Genomic DNA, 14,777 nt, shown 5'->3' with positions numbered 1-14,777 from the left:
CCTTCTGCCGCCATTTCCGGAAGGTCTGCGCCCTTCTGGAACGTGTCGCCCGATTCGCAGACTGGTCCCACGACATCATAAGGACGCACGGCCGCGCCTACCCCCGGTTCGATCAGCGGCACGATGTCATGATGCGCACCGTACATCGCCGGGCGCAGCAGGTCGTTCATGGCCGCATCCACGATCAGGAAGTCGCGGTCCTCGCCCTGCTTCACATAGATCACCTGCGACAACAGCACGCCGGCGTTGCCGACGATGTTGCGGCCGGGTTCGATCTCGATTTCGCAGCCCAGATGACCGACCGTGTCCCGGATCACCTGCCCGTATTCGATCGGCAGCGGCGGCGCGTTGTTGTCGCGGCGATAAGGAATGCCCAGTCCGCCACCAAGGTCGAGCCGGGTGATCGCATGCCCTTCCGCACGCAGGGCCCGGGTCAGATCGGCAACCTTGGCATAGGCGGCGCGGAACGGGTCAAGATCGGTCAGCTGACTGCCGATATGGACGTCCACGCCCACGACCCGGAGCCCCGGCAGGCGCGCCGCCTCGGCATAAACCTCCAGGGCGCGCGAGATCGGAATGCCGAACTTGTTCTCGGATTTGCCCGTGGCGATCTTTTCGTGCGTTTTTGCATCCACGTCGGGATTCACCCGGATCGCCACGGGAACCTCGGCACCCATGCTGGCGCAGATCGTCGACAGCGCACGCATCTCGGGTTCGGATTCGATGTTGAACTGGCGGATGCCGCCCTCGATGGCCATGCGCATCTCGGTGGGGGTCTTGCCGACGCCGGAAAAGACGATCCGGTCGCCCGGAACGCCAGCCGCCCTTGCGCGGGCATATTCCCCGCCCGAGACGACATCCATCCCAGCGCCCAGATCGCCCATCAGCTTGAGCACGGCCAGGTTCGAGTTCGACTTGACCGCAAAGCAGACCAGGTGGTCCGTCCAGTCTAGTGCCTGCCGGAACAGGCCGAAATGGCGGGTCAATGTGGCGGCGGAATACACATAGACCGGCGTGCCAACTTCGGCCGCGATGCGCGACAAGGGCACGTCCTCGGCATGCAACACGCCGTTCTTGTAGAGGAAATGATCCATCTAGAGTTCAGCCGACACGCCGATGCGGGCATCGCCGCTGAGGGTGACGCCCATCTGCTGCTGCACGGGCTTTTCCACCGGACGCCTGGGGGCACCATCGACGCCGCAGGCGGACACCATCAGAACGGGGGCCAGGACGGCCAACAGGGACAGACGGATCATGCCAGTTTCTCCTTCCAGCGGGCGATCTGCGCGCGCACCTGATCGGGCGCCGTGCCGCCATAGCTTTGGCGCGAGGCGACCGAATTGTGCACGCCCAGCACATTGAACACATCCCGGGTGATCTGACCATTCACGGATTTCATGTCGTCCAGAGTCAGGTCCGGCAGATCGACGCCCCGCCCCTCGGCCATGGCAACCAACGACCCGGTCACGTGATGGGCGTCGCGGAACGGCAGGCCCAGTTCGCGCACCAGCCAGTCGGCCAGATCCGTCGCGGTCGAAAAGCCCGTCGAGGCCGCGGCCTCCAGCCGATCCCGGTTGGCGGTCAGGTCCGACAGCATCCCGGTCATTGCGGCCAGCGCCAGCATCAGGTTGTCGGCGGCATCAAAGACCTGCTCCTTGTCCTCCTGCATGTCCTTGGAATAGGCCAAGGGCAGGCCCTTCATCACCGTGAACAGGGCCACCGTCGCGCCGAGGATGCGCCCGATCTTGGCGCGGATCAGTTCAGCGGCGTCGGGGTTGCGCTTTTGCGGCATGATCGACGATCCGGTCGACCACTTGTCCGACATGGACACGAAGCGGAACTGGGCCGAGGACCAGATGACCAGTTCCTCGGCCAGCCGCGACAGATGAACGGCGCAGATGGTCGAGGCGGACAGGAACTCCAACGCGAAGTCGCGGTCGCTGACCGCATCGAGGCTGTTGGCCATGGGCGTGTCGAAGCCCAGCGCCTCGGCCGTCATGTGGCGATCGATGGGATAGCCCGTTCCGGCCAGCGCCGCAGCCCCCAAGGGCGATTCGTTCATGCGCCTGCGGGCGTCGTGAAAGCGCGACAGGTCGCGGCCGAACATTTCCACATAAGCCATCATGTGATGACCCCAGGTGACCGGCTGCGCGGTCTGCAGATGGGTGAAGCCCGGCATGACCCAATCGGCACCCGCCTCGGCCTGACCCAAGGCCACGCGTATCAGCGCGGTCAGCCCTTCGATCGCGGCATCGCACTGGTCACGAACCCACAGCCGGAAATCGGTCGCCACCTGGTCGTTGCGCGACCGGCCCGTGTGCAGGCGGCCCGCCGGCTCTCCGATGATCTCCTTCAGGCGGGCTTCCACGTTCATGTGGATGTCCTCCAGCGCCGTCTTGAAGGGAAAATCGCCGTTCTCGATTTCTGACAAGACGGTGAGCAGCCCTTCCCCGATGGCCTTTGCGTCGTTATCGCTGAGGATGCCTGTCGCGGCCAGCATCGCCGCATGGGCCCGGCTGCCCCGGATGTCCTGGGCGTAGAGCCGCCGGTCGAACCCGATCGAGGCGTTGATCGCCTCCATGATCGCGTCGGGACCAGCGGCGAAGCGCCCGCCCCACATGCTGTTGGCGGCGTCTTTGCTGTCGGGCCGGTCGGTCATATGAAAGTCCTTCGGAGGTCACATGCTGCGTTCCGCCCTGCTTTATACGGCCCTTGTTTTCGGTGCAAACACCGCCTTTGCCGCAGACCCCGACTGGCAGGCCGCGCGTGCCGGGGGCTTGGACAAGCTGGTCGTGGCCGAAGAGCCCGTCCCGGTTCCCGATACCGAATTCACCGACCCCGACGGCGGCACGCACAGCCTGGCCGACTGGCAGGGCAAGGTCGTCGCGCTGAACTTCTGGGCCACATGGTGCGCCCCTTGCCGCGAAGAGATGCCCGCCCTGGATCGCCTTCAGGCCGAGTTGGGCGGCGATGATTTTGAAGTCGTCACCATCGCGACGGGTCGGAATGCCCCGGACCGGATCGATGCCTTTTTCGACGAGGTTGGTGTCGAAAACCTGCCCGTGCTGCTGGACCCGCGCCAGCAGGTTGCCCGCGCCATGGGGGTGGTGGGCCTGCCCGTGACGGTTCTGATCGACCGCGAGGGGAACGAGGTCGCGCGCTACCTGGGCGACGCCGAATGGGATTCGGAGGCTGCCAAGACGCTGGTCACCCAGTTGACAGCGCCCTGACCGGCGCGTGCCGGTGACAGGTCGTCACATGGTCGTTGAACAGTCCGGAGGCCTGCATGAAGGCCTGGATGATCACCGGCCCGCAAAAGGTGAAGCCGCATGCCTTCAATGCCTTGGACAAGGCACGTGATTGCACCGTCTCGGTCGGCATGGCGGCCATGTCCGGCAAGGCGCTCTGAATCGGCGCCCCGTCCACAAAGGACCACAGCCAAGGGGCAAAGCCTTCCTTTTCCTCGATCTCGAGGAAAAGGCGGGCACCGCGGACGGTGGCCTCGATCTTGCCGCGATGGCGGATGATGCCGGGATTGCGCAGGGCGGCGCTGATGCGGCTCTCGTCCCAGGATGCGACGCGTTCAGGGTCAAAACCTTCGAATTCGGCCCGGAATGCATCGCGCTTCCTCAGGATCGTGATCCAGCTGAGGCCGGCCTGAAACCCGTCCAGCACCATTTTTTCCCACAATGCACGGGGATCGCGTTCGGGGACGCCCCACTCCTCGTCATGATAGGCGACATACAGGGGATCGCTGCCACACCACGTGCATCGGTCGAGCATTAATTAACCCTGAGTTGAAAATCCGCTGCCTCTTCATCGCAGTTTAGGTCATGGTATGCAGACTGCAAGCATACCTATCGATCAGATGAGGCCCCCGTGAGCGACAGCATCCTGGAAAACAGCTCGCCCTTGGAAGACGCGATCCGCTTCGGGGATCATGCCACGATGCCGGCAGTCATGGCGGCGGTGGAAAAGGCCAGTGCGGTTCTGGCCTTTCAGCCGATCGTGCAGGCCCGGCGCACCAAGGCACCGGCCTTTTACGAAGGGTTGATCCGCATCATCGACGACAGCGGGCGCCTTGTCCCCTTGCGCGATTTCATGCCCCAGGCCGAAACCACCGAACTGGGACGCAAGATCGACTGCCTGTCGCTGTCCCTGGGCCTGCAAACCCTGTCCGAAGATCCCAGTCTGCGCCTGTCGATCAACATGTCTGCCCGCTCCATCCTTTATCCCCACTGGATCGAGACATTGCGGCGCGGCATCGCCAATGACCCTATGGTGGGCGAACGCCTGATCCTCGAGATCACGGAAAGCTCGGCCATGGGCATGCCGGACGAGGTGCAGGCCTTCATGGGCGAAGTGCAGGGCCACGGGATCAGCCTGGCACTGGACGACTTCGGCGCAGGCTATACCTCTTTCCGCTATCTGCGCGACTTCTGCTTCGACATGGTCAAGATTGACGGGCAGTTCATCCGCCAGATCGCAGCCAACCCGGACAATCAGGTGCTGACCCGCGCCCTGCAGTCCATCGCCCAGCATTTTGACATGTTCACCGTCGCAGAATCCGTGGAGACCGCCGACGAGGCCAGTTTCCTGATCGATATCGGCATCGATTGCCTGCAGGGATACTATTTCGGCGCTCCGACCATTGCGCCCCCTTGGAAGAACCCGCCGTCGCTTGCCAGCCGCTAGGCCATGCATCTCATACAAAAGTCACGGTCGCGCTTGACGTTGCGTCGCGAAACAGCATCCTGAACCAGACGCCGGCCCGCCGGCATTGATGGGAAGGAGCCCGCCATGACCAACGCCGTTATCGTCTCTGCCGCCCGCACGCCGGTCGGCAGTTTTCTGGGGTCGTTCGCCAGCGTCCCCGCGCATGACCTGGGAGCCGCCGTCCTGAAGGAGGTCGTGGCCCGCGCTGGTATCGACCCGGCCGAGATCAGCGAGACGATCATGGGACAGGTCCTGACCGCGGCTCAAGGCCAGAACCCCGCGCGCCAAGCGCATATCAAGGCAGGCCTGCCGCAGGAATCCGCCGCCTGGGGCATCAACCAGGTTTGCGGCTCGGGCCTGCGCGCCGTTGCGCTGGCGGCACAACAGGTGATCCTGGGCGATGCGAAAATCGTTCTGGCCGGTGGCCAGGAAAGCATGTCGCTGTCAGCCCATGCCGCCTATCTGCGCGCCGGTCAGAAGATGGGCGACCTGCAGATGATCGACACGATGATCCGCGACGGGCTGTGGGACGCGTTCAACAACTATCACATGGGCCAGACTGCGGAAAACGTGGCCGAGAAATGGTCCATCAGCCGTGACCAGCAGGATGAATTCGCTCTGGCATCGCAAAACAAGGCGGAGGCCGCCCAGAAGGAAGGCCGCTTCGACGACGAGATCGTCGCCTACACCATCAAGACCCGCAAGGGTGACACGGTCGTGGACAAGGACGAGTACATCCGCCACGGCGCCACGATCGAAGCGATGCAAAAGCTGCGCCCCGCCTTTGCCAAGGACGGGTCGGTCACAGCCGCAAACGCTTCGGGTCTGAACGACGGTGCGGCGGCGGTGATGGTCATGTCCGAGGAAGAGGCGAACCGCCGCGGCCTGACCATCCTGGCACGCATCGCGTCCCATGCCACCGCCGGACTTGATCCCGCGATCATGGGCACCGGCCCCATTCCCGCCAGCCGCAAGGCGCTGGAAAAGGCCGGCTGGTCGGTTGGCGACCTCGATCTGGTCGAGGCGAACGAGGCCTTTGCCGCTCAGGCCTGCGCGGTCAACAAGGACATGGGCTGGGATCCGTCGATCGTCAACGTGAACGGTGGGGCCATTGCAATCGGCCATCCGATCGGCGCTTCAGGCGCGCGCGTCCTGAACACCCTGCTGTTCGAGATGAAGCGTCGTGACGCGAAAAAGGGCTTGGCAACGCTTTGCATCGGTGGCGGCATGGGTGTCGCCATGTGCCTCGAGCGCTGACACCTTACACAGGCGCGCAACGAACTTGCGCGCCTGAAGCCTGTTCATTAACAATATTTTTATAACGATCGATAAGGGAGGAAACATCCATGTCCAAGGTTGCATTGGTCACGGGCGGATCAAGAGGCATCGGAGCCGCCATTTCCAAGGCCCTGCAAGCGGCGGGATACACGGTCGCTGCCAATTATGCCGGCAATGACGAGGCGGCGCAGGCCTTTACTCAGGAAACCGGCATCAAGACCTACAAATGGTCGGTTGCCGATTACGAGGCCTGCGTCGAAGGCATCGCCAAGGTCGAATCCGAACTGGGGCCCATTGCCGTGCTGGTCAACAATGCCGGCATCACGCGCGATGCGCCGTTCCACAAGATGACGCGCGAACAATGGGGTCAGGTGATCGACACCAACCTGACCGGTCTCTTCAACGTGACTCATCCCGTCTGGCCCGGCATGCGCGAGCGCAAGTTCGGTCGCATCATCAACATCAGTTCGATCAACGGGCAGAAGGGCCAGTTCGGGCAAGCCAACTATTCCGCTGCAAAGGCAGGCGACTTGGGCTTCACCAAGGCCCTTGCGCAGGAAGGCGCGCGCGCCAACATCACCGTCAACGCCATCAGCCCCGGCTATATTGCGACCGAGATGGTCATGGCAGTGCCCGAAAAGGTGCGCGAGTCGATCATCAGCCAGATCCCGGTCGGCCGTCTGGGTGAACCCGAGGAAATCGCGCGTTGCGTCGTCTTCCTGGCCTCCGACGATGCGGGCTTCATCACCGGCTCCACGGTCAGCGCCAACGGCGGCCAGTTCTTCGTCTGAACAGGCCTTTAAACGAAATCGGCCCGCGCCTAGCGCGGGCCTTTTTCATGAAACTGTCACTGTTCAACAGGTCAGTGGGCAAGTCGGGATATCTGTTCCTTCAGACGAAGCTTCTCCCGCTTCAGGGCAATAATCTCCAGATCGTTTGATCCTGGACTTTTCTGGGCTCTTTCAACGGCATCAGACAGGTGCTGGTGTTTCCTGCGAAGCTCCTCGACATGGGAAGCAACCGACATCGCGTCCTCCTTCATGTTTGTGTCGAACAAGGAGAGTGCAGCACAGCTTTCTGATTCTGTCACGGGACTTTCGCAATCAGGGCGTGAATCGGCGATCCCCTGCGCAACACGTCAGCAGCGGCCGGAGTCATGTCCTCGGCATCGCGATCGTGCCGGGGGGCGGCATGCATCACAAAGGGTGCCAAAAGGCGCAGCGGACCCCGCGAACCCTTGCGCGCCAGCACCAGAACGCGGCCCGCGTCCTGCCCTTCGCGGGCGGCCACGGGCAGGATCGCCAAGTCGCCCGCACGTCCCGCCAGCGCGCTGATGACACCATCCAGCCGGTCTGCCCGCTGGACCAGCGTCAGCCAGCCGCCGGGGCGCAGGCGGCGCAGCCCTGCGTCCAGCCACTGGGCCAAGGGCGTTTCCTCGCTGCGCGCACCCGCTCGGCCCGCATCAGGTGCGGTGGTGCCGCCCAGGAAATAGGGCGGATTCATGACGACATGATCAAATTCCGCCCCCCGCAATTCAGTCGGCGGTGCCGCCAGATCGCCTGTCAGCACCGTCATTGCGATGCCGTTCGCCTGCGCATTGGCGCGGGCGAGATCGGCATAATCGGCCTGCCGCTCCAGCCCGGTCAGGGCCAGATCCGGCACCCGCCACCCCAGGCACAGGCTGGCCACCCCTGCCCCGCAGCCCAGTTCCAGCACGCCCTGCCCCGCCCGCGCCGGACAGGCCGCGGCCAGCATGACCGCATCGGCCCCGGACCGATAGCCCCGCACGGGCTGCGCGATGCGCAGTCGCCAGTCCAGGAATCCGTCGATGCGGGTGTCAGTCATCCAGACCGGCATCGCGCAGGATCGCGCGGGCCATGAATGCGTCGCGATCCGCCACCATCAGCCGCGCGGGCAGGATCCCGATCGATCCTTCCAGCACGCTCATGTGCTGGTCCATCGGGAAGGTCATGATTCCCTCGGCCTCCAGCAGGCTGGTGGCGGCGGACATGCGGACGGGATCGTTGCTGCGAAAAAGCTCTTTCATGGCCGCGACGTTAAGCGGCGGTTGCGAAATTGTCGATGCCGTGGCAATGCGAGGGCGCAGACACGGGGTAGGCTATGACTGTGCAGGAAAATGTCCGCAAACCGCTGGATCGGCTGTCCGACGCTCTGGGTGTCGAGATGGAGGCCGTCAACGCCCTGATCCGCGACCGCATGGCCAGCCGCCATGCCCCGCGCATCCCCGAGGTGACGGCGCATCTGATCGAGGCCGGCGGCAAGCGGCTGCGCCCGATGCTGACCCTGGCCGCAGCCAAGCTGCTGGACTATCCGGGCCCGCACCACATCCACCTGGCCGCCACTGTCGAATTCATCCACACCGCCACGCTGCTGCATGACGACGTTGTGGACGAAAGCCGCCAGCGGCGCGGGCGGCCCACGGCGAACCTGCTATGGGACAACAAGTCCAGTGTTTTGGTGGGCGATTATCTGTTTGCCCGCAGCTTCCAGTTGATGGTCGAGCCGGGCAACATGCGCACCCTCGAGATCCTGTCGAACGCCAGCGCCACCATTGCCGAAGGCGAGGTGCTGCAGCTGACCGCCGCGCAGGACCTGGGCACGGATGAAAGCGTCTATCTGCAGGTGGTGCGTGGCAAGACCGCTGCCCTGTTCTCGGCCGCGACCGAGGTGGGGGGCGTCATCGCCGGTGCCCCCGATCATCAGGTGCAGGCGCTGTTCGATTATGGCGATGCGCTGGGGATCAGCTTCCAGATCGTGGACGACCTTCTGGATTATGGCGGCGCCACCGAGACCATTGGCAAGAATGTCGGCGACGATTTTCGCGAGCGAAAGCTGACCCTGCCGGTCATCAAGGCCGTTGCCAAGGCGTCGCCCGAGGAACGGGCCTTCTGGTCGCGCACCATCGAGGCGGGCGATCAGCGCGAAGGCGACCTTGCCCATGCCCTGTCCCTTTTGGCACGTCATGGGGCGATGGAATCCGCACGTCGCGACGCGCTGGATTATGCCGCCCGTGCCAAGACGGCGCTGACGGTCCTGCCGGACCATCCGATCCGCGATATGCTGGCGGATCTGGCGGACTTCGTCGTCAGCCGCGTCGCCTGAACATTCGACACCTGATCGAAAGGGGAAGGGGCGGACCGCCTGCGCGACCCGCCCCCTCTCCGGGAAGAGACCGTGAATGGCTTACTTGGCCTGAACGAAGTCCGGATAGGCCTCCATGCCCATTTCCGAGATGTCGAGGCCGCTGATCTCGGCTTCCTGCGACACCCGGATGCCCATGGTCGCCTTGAGCACCATCCAGACCACCAGGCTGAGGCCGAAAACGAAGCCGCCGATGCACAGAAGGCCGATCGCCTGCGTGACGAAGCTGGTGCCGTCATTGGTGGCCGGCACGACCATCGTGCCCCAGATGCCCGCGACCAGGTGGACCGGAATGGCGCCGACGACATCGTCGATCTTCATGCGGTCCAGCATCGGCACCACGATGACCGCGATGGCGCCACCGACGCCGCCGATCAGGACCGAGGCGAAGATCGAAGGGGTCAGCGGCTCGGCCGTGATCGACACCAGGCCGGCCAGCGCGCCGTTCAGGACCATGGTCAGGTCGATCTTGCCGTACAGCAGCTGCGTCACGATGATCGCGGCCACTGCCCCGCCCGAGGCCGCCATGTTGGTGTTCACGAAGATCCGGCTGACATCGGCCGCGTCATTGACCGACCCGATGGCAAGCTGCGAAGCGCCGTTGAACCCGAACCAGCCCAGCCACAGGATGAAGGTGCCCAGCGTGGCGAGCGCCAGGTTCGAACCGGGCATCGGCTGCATCCGTCCGTCGGGACGATACTTGCCCCGCCGCGCGCCCAGCACGATGGCACCCGCCAATGCTGCAAAGCCGCCCGCCGAATGCACCAGCGCCGAGCCTGCGAAATCGGAAAAGCCCATCCCAGACAGGAAACCGCCGCCCCACTGCCAGCTGGCCTCGATCGGATACAGCAGGCCGGTCAGGATGACGGTAAAGATCAGGAAGGGCCACAGCTTGACGCGCTCGGCCAGCGTTCCCGACACGATCGAGGCGGTCGTGGCGCAGAACATCAGCTGAAAGAAGAAATCCGATCCCGCCGAATACCCGTCCGCAGCGGTGCCCGCCCCCACGGGGTCGATGACCTTGGGACTGAACAGCTGGCCGATCACGCCGGGCACCGTCCATCCGTCGCCCGGATACATCAGGTTGTAGCCGATCAACCAGTACATGATGCCTGCAATCGCAAACAGCGAGATGTTCTTGAACAACTGGGTCGTCACGTTCTTGGACCGGACCAGGCCGGCCTCCAGCATGGCAAATCCCGCGGCCATCCACATGACCAGGAACCCGCCGATCAGGAACAGCAGCGTGTTGAAGATATAGGCGACATCCGCCGACACTGCGCCGGCCGCCTCGGCCGGTGCCGCGGCCTCCTGAGCATGGGCGGGAAACGCCGCCATCGCCGCAAGTGTCGCGATAAGCGGGAAAGTCTTGTTCATGTGGGTCAACCTCGCATCAAGCCGCAGCCGCGGGACCGACTGCCATTGCCCCTTTCATCTGCAAATTCCCCCTGCGGGCAAAGGCGCGGGTCCTTCCTTGTGCGGCGGAAACCTGAACTGCCTTTTCCTGGGGCAGAAAAACGAGCCTTAGCCGCCGGAACAGGCAGATGTGATGCAGCACCGGCCCCGGCTGCCCTCCTGCCGTGCAACCTGCCCGCGAAAAGGTCAGTCGGCATCCGCCGTTATGGCAAAAGGCCGCCCATCACGGATTGGTCACCCCAATTCCCCTGACGGCAATCTTGCTGTAAGGTCACCGAAATTCTGGCCGGACCAACCGGCATGGCAGTCACGCAGGCATCCTTGGCATGAAACGACCCACCGGCACCCCGACCCGCACGGGAAAAAGTCCCGTTGCAGACAGGCGCACACCCACCAGTCCGCCTCCGGCGTCCAAGCCCCGCAAGGTCAAGCGGCACCCCAAGCCCCGCCGCGGGGGCGTCCTTGGGTGGATCGCCGGCTTTGTCACGCTGATCTGGCGGATCGTCTGGGGTTCGATCTGGCGGCTGGGCATGGTGGTCGCCCTGATTCTGGGCGCGGCGTCAGCCTATTTCTATGTCAGCCTGCCCGAAGCTCAGGACCTGTTCGACGGACGCGCACGCGGCAGCGTGACGATGCTCGACCGCGACGGGCGCGTCTTTGCCTGGCGTGGCGAAACCTATGGCGCTGTGACGACCGACCAGATCGCCCCCGTCCTGCGCCAAGCGGTGATCTCGGCCGAGGACCGCCGCTTCTATCGGCACTTTGGCGTCAGCCCCCGGGGCATCGCGGGAGCGATCCGCATCAACATGGCCGAAGGGCGGGGCCCGCTGTCGGGCAACGGCGGATCGACCATCACGCAGCAGGTGGCCAAGCTGCTGTGTCTGGGCGAAACCTTTGACCCGACCCGCTTTGCCAACGAGGCCGAGTTCGAGGCCGAATGCCGGTCGGGCGGCGTGTGGCGCAAGATCAAGGAAATTCCCTATGCTTTCGCCATGGAGGCGAAATACAGCAAGGACGAGATCCTCAGCATCTACATGAACCGCTCGTACCTGGGCGGTGGGGCGCGCGGTTTCGAGGCCGCAAGCCAAGTCTACTTCAACAAGCCGGCCAGCCAGGTGAGCACCCCCGAGGCCGCGATGCTGGCGGGCCTTCTGCCTGCCCCCAGCCGTTATGCCCCCACCGCCAGCCTCCAGCGCGCACAAAACCGTGCCAGCGTGGTGCTGGGGCTGATGGCGGACGAAGGCTATCTGACCCAGGAAGAACTGGTGCAGGCCCGTGCCAATCCCGCGACGCTGTCGCAGGCCGCCAAGGCCCGGGCGGGCGGTTACTTTGCCGACTGGCTGATGGAATCGGGGCCAGGCTTCCTGACCAGCGAAACCACTGAGGACGTGACGATCACCACGACCTTTGACCAGCGCATTCAGCGCGCCGCCGAACGCGCCCTGCAGCGCATCTTCGATGAAAAGGTCAAGGACGGCTCGACCGCCGAGGCTGCGGTTGTTGTCATGTCGGCCGATGGCGCCGTCCGTGCCATGATCGGCGGCCGCGACACCCGTGTCAGCGGCGTCTTCAACCGTGCGACCCAGGCCAGGCGGCAGACGGGGTCCAGCTTCAAGCCCTTTGTCTATGCCGCGGCGCTGGAGGCGGGTTATTCGCCTTCGGACCGGGTCGAGGACGGCCCCCTGACGATCCGCATCCCCGGCGGGCGCAACTGGTCGCCCCAGAACTATACGCGGACCTATCGCGGGGCGGTCACGCTGACGACCTCGCTGGCGCAATCGCTGAACACCTCGACCATCCGGCTGCAGGAGGCCGTGGGCCGCGATGCGGTGATCCGGGTCGCGCATGATTTCGGCATCGTCAGCAACCTGACGACCAGTCCTTCGCTTGGCTTGGGCGCCTCCGAGGCGACGCTGCTGGAACTGACCGGTGCTTATGCGGGCATCCGCAACGGCGGCACCTCGGTTGCGCCCTACGGGCTGGTCGAGTTGACCATGCAGGGCGACGACCGCCCGCTGATGGGCCAGAGCGGCGGCCTGGGCCAGCGTGTCATCAGTCAGCGGGCTGCAGGGCAACTGATCTACATGATGCAGAAGGTGATTCAGGAAGGAACCGGGACCCGCGCAAAGCTCGGCAGCCGCCCGGTCGCCGGCAAGACCGGCACCACCAGCAGCTATCGCGACGCCTGGTTCCTTGGCTTTACCGAGCAATATGTGACCGGCGTCTGGATGGGCTATGACGACAACACGCCCTTGTCCGGCGTCACCGGCGGTGGCCTTCCGGCCGAAATATGGCAGGCTGTCATGTCCGAGATCCACGAAGGACTGCCCGAGCTGGCCTTGTCCACCGTTTCACCCGATGGCAGCGGAATCATCATGTCCAGCGGTGGCTCGACCCCGCAGGTGGTGACCAGCGGCTCGGCCGACGATCCGCTGGCCGCTGCGCTGGCAGGCGTCATGAACAATGTCGAGGCGGAGCGCAGCGGCCGTGTCGTCACGGCACCGACCGAGGTCATCGGCGGTGCGCCAACCACCCCGGGCGACAGTTCAAGCGCCAGTTCCGACGATGCGCTCAGTCGGGCGTTGAACGGAATCCTGGGCGGCAACTGACGCCCCCTTCGGCAACAGAAAGCGCCGGCCGGCACCTGCCGATCAGGGCTTTCTGTTGCCCCACATGACAACGCCCGCCCCGGACCGGGCGGGCCTTGTCATGTGGGGCAGAATGGTCAGCCGGCCTGTTGCAGATCCGCCGTCAGCGCGGCCAGATCGCCTTGGCGGCGTGCCAGCATGGCGGCGATCTCGGCCCGTTCGCTGGCCAGCATGTTGACGCCCTCAATGATGATGTTGAAATACAGATCCTGCCCCGAACGGTCCGAAACATGCCACTCGACCTCCATCGGGGCACGGCCGTTCAGATAGGCGACCGAGGTCACGGCGTAAAAGCTCTTCAGCGGCCGTGCGCCCGTCACCTCGATCCGCGAACCGATGAATTCGCGGAACCGCTTGCCATACTTGCGACCGATATAGCCCTGGAAGGCCTGCTTGTAGGCCGCAAACTCCGCCGCTCCCGCCTGACGGGCCGCAGGCCCCAAGGCGGATCGCGCGATCACGTCAACATCGGCATAGCGGGCAAAGATCGCCTCGAACTCCTGATACATCTGCGCCGCCGGACGGCCCGAATTGATGACCTGGTACACCTCATCCAGCGACCGGTCTATCAGCGCATGGGCACCATTCGCATCCAGCGCAAAGGCGGGACGCCAAGGGATCATCGCGGCCACGCCTGCACAGGCCATCACGCCCAGAAATCCCCGCCGGTCAGTCTTCATGGGGGTCGAGAATTGCGGCATCGTCATAAGGGTCATAGTCGGCACGCTCTTCTCCCAGGTCATGGCGTCGGTTCATCAGCCAGATCAACCGCGTCTGCGCATAGCTATCCGCACTTCCCTGCAGAATGCCATCCACCGTATCCCCGAAGCGCGCCCGATCACCGGCTTTTGAGGCAACGCGCAGGGCAAAGACCGCCCCCGCCTCGCGACCGTCCAGCAGGTGATAAAGCGGATCGATCAGCAGATCGACGACCTGCCCCACCGCATCCCGCTGCGTCGAAGGCCCCAGAACGGGCAGTTCCAGATAAGCTCCCTCGGGGAAACCCCAGACGGCCAGGGTTTGTCCGAAATCCGTGTCGCGTTCGGTCACGCTGAAACTGTCGGCGGCCGTGTCGAAAAGACCGCCCAAACCCAAGGTCGAGTTCACCGCGAAACGCGTCAGATTCGTTCCCGCGTCGCCGGGCTTGCCCTGGAGCAAGCCATTCACTGCCTTGACCGGCAATGACAGGTTGCGGCCCGCGTTGATCACCATCTGCAGCGGACCGATGGGAGCGTCCGGATCCCGTGGGCTGTCGTCAGCGGGCCCGCGCAGGCGGTTGGCAACAGGTCCGATCACCTGTCCGTCCAAGGCCTTGTTGAAGGCATGAACCCGGCGGTTCCGGGCCTCGTAAGGGTCGTTGATGGTGACGCCATCCTGGACAACGGGCTGCGATGCGCAGCCGGCAACCAGCAGCGTGGCAAGAAAGGGAACAACGAAAAGCGGACGCAAAGGATTTCCTAACCTTTGAATGCAAGGGTCTTATCGAACTGGTAACAGTTTCCCGGGGTGATATGGTTGTCCCGACAACGAGGCAACCCCATCGGTGGGCAGGGCAGG

The 14,777-nt window shown here is 64.3% G+C and carries 16 protein-coding genes; 6 read left to right on the top strand and 10 right to left on the bottom strand.

Going from position 1 to position 14,777, the window contains the following annotated elements; translation table 11 throughout:
- The 3 genes from lysA to argH all read right to left on the bottom strand — a co-directional run.
- Positions 1–1,094: diaminopimelate decarboxylase (gene lysA, locus ACLHHB_RS11330; protein ID WP_410218390.1), on the bottom strand; the 1,094-nt coding region annotated here is incomplete at its 3' end.
- The gene (locus ACLHHB_RS11325; RefSeq protein ID WP_410218389.1) at positions 1,095–1,256 is read right to left on the bottom strand and encodes a hypothetical protein; all 162 of its coding nucleotides are present in this window, start codon (positions 1,254–1,256) and stop codon (positions 1,095–1,097) included.
- Positions 1,253–2,659 (bottom strand): argininosuccinate lyase, encoded by a 1,407-nt coding sequence (gene argH, locus ACLHHB_RS11320; RefSeq protein ID WP_410218388.1) that lies wholly within the window; start codon positions 2,657–2,659, stop codon positions 1,253–1,255. The genes ACLHHB_RS11325 and argH overlap by 4 nt, the downstream gene beginning before the upstream one ends.
- A gap of 22 nt (positions 2,660–2,681) precedes the next feature.
- Here argH and ACLHHB_RS11315 point away from each other — a divergent pair, with 22 nt between their 5' ends.
- Positions 2,682–3,230 (top strand): TlpA disulfide reductase family protein, encoded by a 549-nt coding sequence (locus ACLHHB_RS11315; RefSeq protein ID WP_410218387.1) that lies wholly within the window; start codon positions 2,682–2,684, stop codon positions 3,228–3,230.
- On the opposite strand, the gene ACLHHB_RS11310 is transcribed toward ACLHHB_RS11315, so the two are convergent.
- Positions 3,208–3,783: a DNA-3-methyladenine glycosylase I gene (locus ACLHHB_RS11310; protein WP_410218386.1), complete on the bottom strand. Its 576-nt coding sequence runs from the start codon at positions 3,781–3,783 to the stop codon at positions 3,208–3,210. The genes ACLHHB_RS11315 and ACLHHB_RS11310 overlap by 23 nt on opposite strands.
- Positions 3,784–3,879: 96 nt before the next feature.
- Between ACLHHB_RS11310 and ACLHHB_RS11305 the strand changes: the two genes are divergently transcribed.
- The 3 genes from ACLHHB_RS11305 to ACLHHB_RS11295 all read left to right on the top strand — a co-directional run bounded on the left by ACLHHB_RS11305 (position 3,880) and on the right by ACLHHB_RS11295 (position 6,785).
- The gene (locus ACLHHB_RS11305) at positions 3,880–4,695 is read left to right on the top strand and encodes an EAL domain-containing protein (RefSeq protein ID WP_410218385.1); all 816 of its coding nucleotides are present in this window, start codon (positions 3,880–3,882) and stop codon (positions 4,693–4,695) included.
- A gap of 105 nt (positions 4,696–4,800) precedes the next feature.
- Positions 4,801–5,973 carry an acetyl-CoA C-acetyltransferase gene (locus ACLHHB_RS11300; RefSeq protein ID WP_410218384.1) on the top strand — a complete coding sequence of 391 codons (1,173 nt, stop codon included), beginning with the start codon at positions 4,801–4,803 and terminating at the stop codon, positions 5,971–5,973.
- Positions 5,974–6,062: 89 nt separating this feature from the next.
- Entirely contained in the window at positions 6,063–6,785 is a 723-nt protein-coding gene (locus ACLHHB_RS11295; protein WP_410218383.1) for a beta-ketoacyl-ACP reductase, read from the top strand.
- A 71-nt stretch (positions 6,786–6,856) separates the two neighbouring features.
- On the opposite strand, the gene ACLHHB_RS11290 is transcribed toward ACLHHB_RS11295, so the two are convergent.
- Genes ACLHHB_RS11290 through ACLHHB_RS11280 form a run of 3 tightly spaced genes read right to left on the bottom strand, consistent with a single transcriptional unit; the run spans position 6,857 to position 8,041 of the window.
- Positions 6,857–7,021, bottom strand: coding sequence for a YdcH family protein (locus ACLHHB_RS11290; RefSeq protein ID WP_410218382.1), 165 nt, complete (start codon positions 7,019–7,021; stop codon positions 6,857–6,859).
- A gap of 59 nt (positions 7,022–7,080) precedes the next feature.
- A complete protein-coding gene (locus ACLHHB_RS11285; RefSeq protein ID WP_410218381.1) occupies positions 7,081–7,839 on the bottom strand; it encodes a tRNA1(Val) (adenine(37)-N6)-methyltransferase in 759 nt (252 codons plus the stop codon).
- A complete protein-coding gene (locus ACLHHB_RS11280; protein ID WP_410218380.1) occupies positions 7,832–8,041 on the bottom strand; it encodes a DUF2007 domain-containing protein in 210 nt (69 codons plus the stop codon). Before ACLHHB_RS11280 ends, ACLHHB_RS11285 begins: the two co-directional genes overlap by 8 nt.
- Positions 8,042–8,115: 74 nt before the next feature.
- Between ACLHHB_RS11280 and ACLHHB_RS11275 the strand changes: the two genes are divergently transcribed.
- The gene (locus ACLHHB_RS11275; protein ID WP_410218379.1) at positions 8,116–9,117 is read left to right on the top strand and encodes a polyprenyl synthetase family protein; all 1,002 of its coding nucleotides are present in this window, start codon (positions 8,116–8,118) and stop codon (positions 9,115–9,117) included.
- A gap of 81 nt (positions 9,118–9,198) precedes the next feature.
- Here the strand turns inward: ACLHHB_RS11275 and ACLHHB_RS11270 are convergent, their stop codons facing one another.
- Positions 9,199–10,533: an ammonium transporter gene (locus tag ACLHHB_RS11270; RefSeq protein ID WP_410218378.1), complete on the bottom strand. Its 1,335-nt coding sequence runs from the start codon at positions 10,531–10,533 to the stop codon at positions 9,199–9,201.
- Positions 10,534–10,898: 365 nt separating this feature from the next.
- Between ACLHHB_RS11270 and ACLHHB_RS11265 the strand changes: the two genes are divergently transcribed.
- The gene (locus ACLHHB_RS11265) at positions 10,899–13,181 is read left to right on the top strand and encodes a transglycosylase domain-containing protein (protein WP_410218377.1); all 2,283 of its coding nucleotides are present in this window, start codon (positions 10,899–10,901) and stop codon (positions 13,179–13,181) included.
- Positions 13,182–13,297: 116 nt separating this feature from the next.
- Here ACLHHB_RS11265 and ACLHHB_RS11260 read toward each other — a convergent pair whose 3' ends face one another.
- Both ACLHHB_RS11260 and ACLHHB_RS11255 read right to left on the bottom strand, forming a co-directional pair.
- Entirely contained in the window at positions 13,298–13,936 is a 639-nt protein-coding gene (locus ACLHHB_RS11260) for a phospholipid-binding protein MlaC (RefSeq protein WP_410218376.1), read from the bottom strand.
- Positions 13,890–14,669 (bottom strand): VacJ family lipoprotein, encoded by a 780-nt coding sequence (locus ACLHHB_RS11255; RefSeq protein ID WP_410218375.1) that lies wholly within the window; start codon positions 14,667–14,669, stop codon positions 13,890–13,892. Before ACLHHB_RS11255 ends, ACLHHB_RS11260 begins: the two co-directional genes overlap by 47 nt.
- Positions 14,670–14,777 lie beyond the last annotated feature (108 nt).

The sequence above is a fragment of the Paracoccus sp. (in: a-proteobacteria) genome, assembly GCF_046462195.1.
GTDB lineage: Bacteria > Pseudomonadota > Alphaproteobacteria > Rhodobacterales > Rhodobacteraceae > Paracoccus.
This window is presented reverse-complemented; position numbering and strand designations above follow the sequence as displayed.

Coding starts and splice junctions, on each gene's coding strand:
- ACLHHB_RS11325 (WP_410218389.1), bottom strand. CDS start 1,256: ATGATCCGTCTGTCCCTGTTGGCCGTCCTGGCCCCCGTTCTGATGGTG.
- argH (WP_410218388.1), bottom strand. CDS start 2,659: ATGACCGACCGGCCCGACAGCAAAGACGCCGCCAACAGCATGTGGGGC.
- ACLHHB_RS11315 (WP_410218387.1), top strand. CDS start 2,682: ATGCTGCGTTCCGCCCTGCTTTATACGGCCCTTGTTTTCGGTGCAAAC.
- ACLHHB_RS11310 (WP_410218386.1), bottom strand. CDS start 3,783: ATGCTCGACCGATGCACGTGGTGTGGCAGCGATCCCCTGTATGTCGCC.
- ACLHHB_RS11300 (WP_410218384.1), top strand. CDS start 4,801: ATGACCAACGCCGTTATCGTCTCTGCCGCCCGCACGCCGGTCGGCAGT.
- ACLHHB_RS11295 (WP_410218383.1), top strand. CDS start 6,063: ATGTCCAAGGTTGCATTGGTCACGGGCGGATCAAGAGGCATCGGAGCC.
- ACLHHB_RS11290 (WP_410218382.1), bottom strand. CDS start 7,021: ATGTCGGTTGCTTCCCATGTCGAGGAGCTTCGCAGGAAACACCAGCAC.
- ACLHHB_RS11285 (WP_410218381.1), bottom strand. CDS start 7,839: ATGACTGACACCCGCATCGACGGATTCCTGGACTGGCGACTGCGCATC.
- ACLHHB_RS11280 (WP_410218380.1), bottom strand. CDS start 8,041: ATGAAAGAGCTTTTTCGCAGCAACGATCCCGTCCGCATGTCCGCCGCC.
- ACLHHB_RS11275 (WP_410218379.1), top strand. CDS start 8,116: ATGACTGTGCAGGAAAATGTCCGCAAACCGCTGGATCGGCTGTCCGAC.
- ACLHHB_RS11270 (WP_410218378.1), bottom strand. CDS start 10,533: ATGAACAAGACTTTCCCGCTTATCGCGACACTTGCGGCGATGGCGGCG.
- ACLHHB_RS11265 (WP_410218377.1), top strand. CDS start 10,899: ATGAAACGACCCACCGGCACCCCGACCCGCACGGGAAAAAGTCCCGTT.
- ACLHHB_RS11260 (WP_410218376.1), bottom strand. CDS start 13,936: ATGACCCTTATGACGATGCCGCAATTCTCGACCCCCATGAAGACTGAC.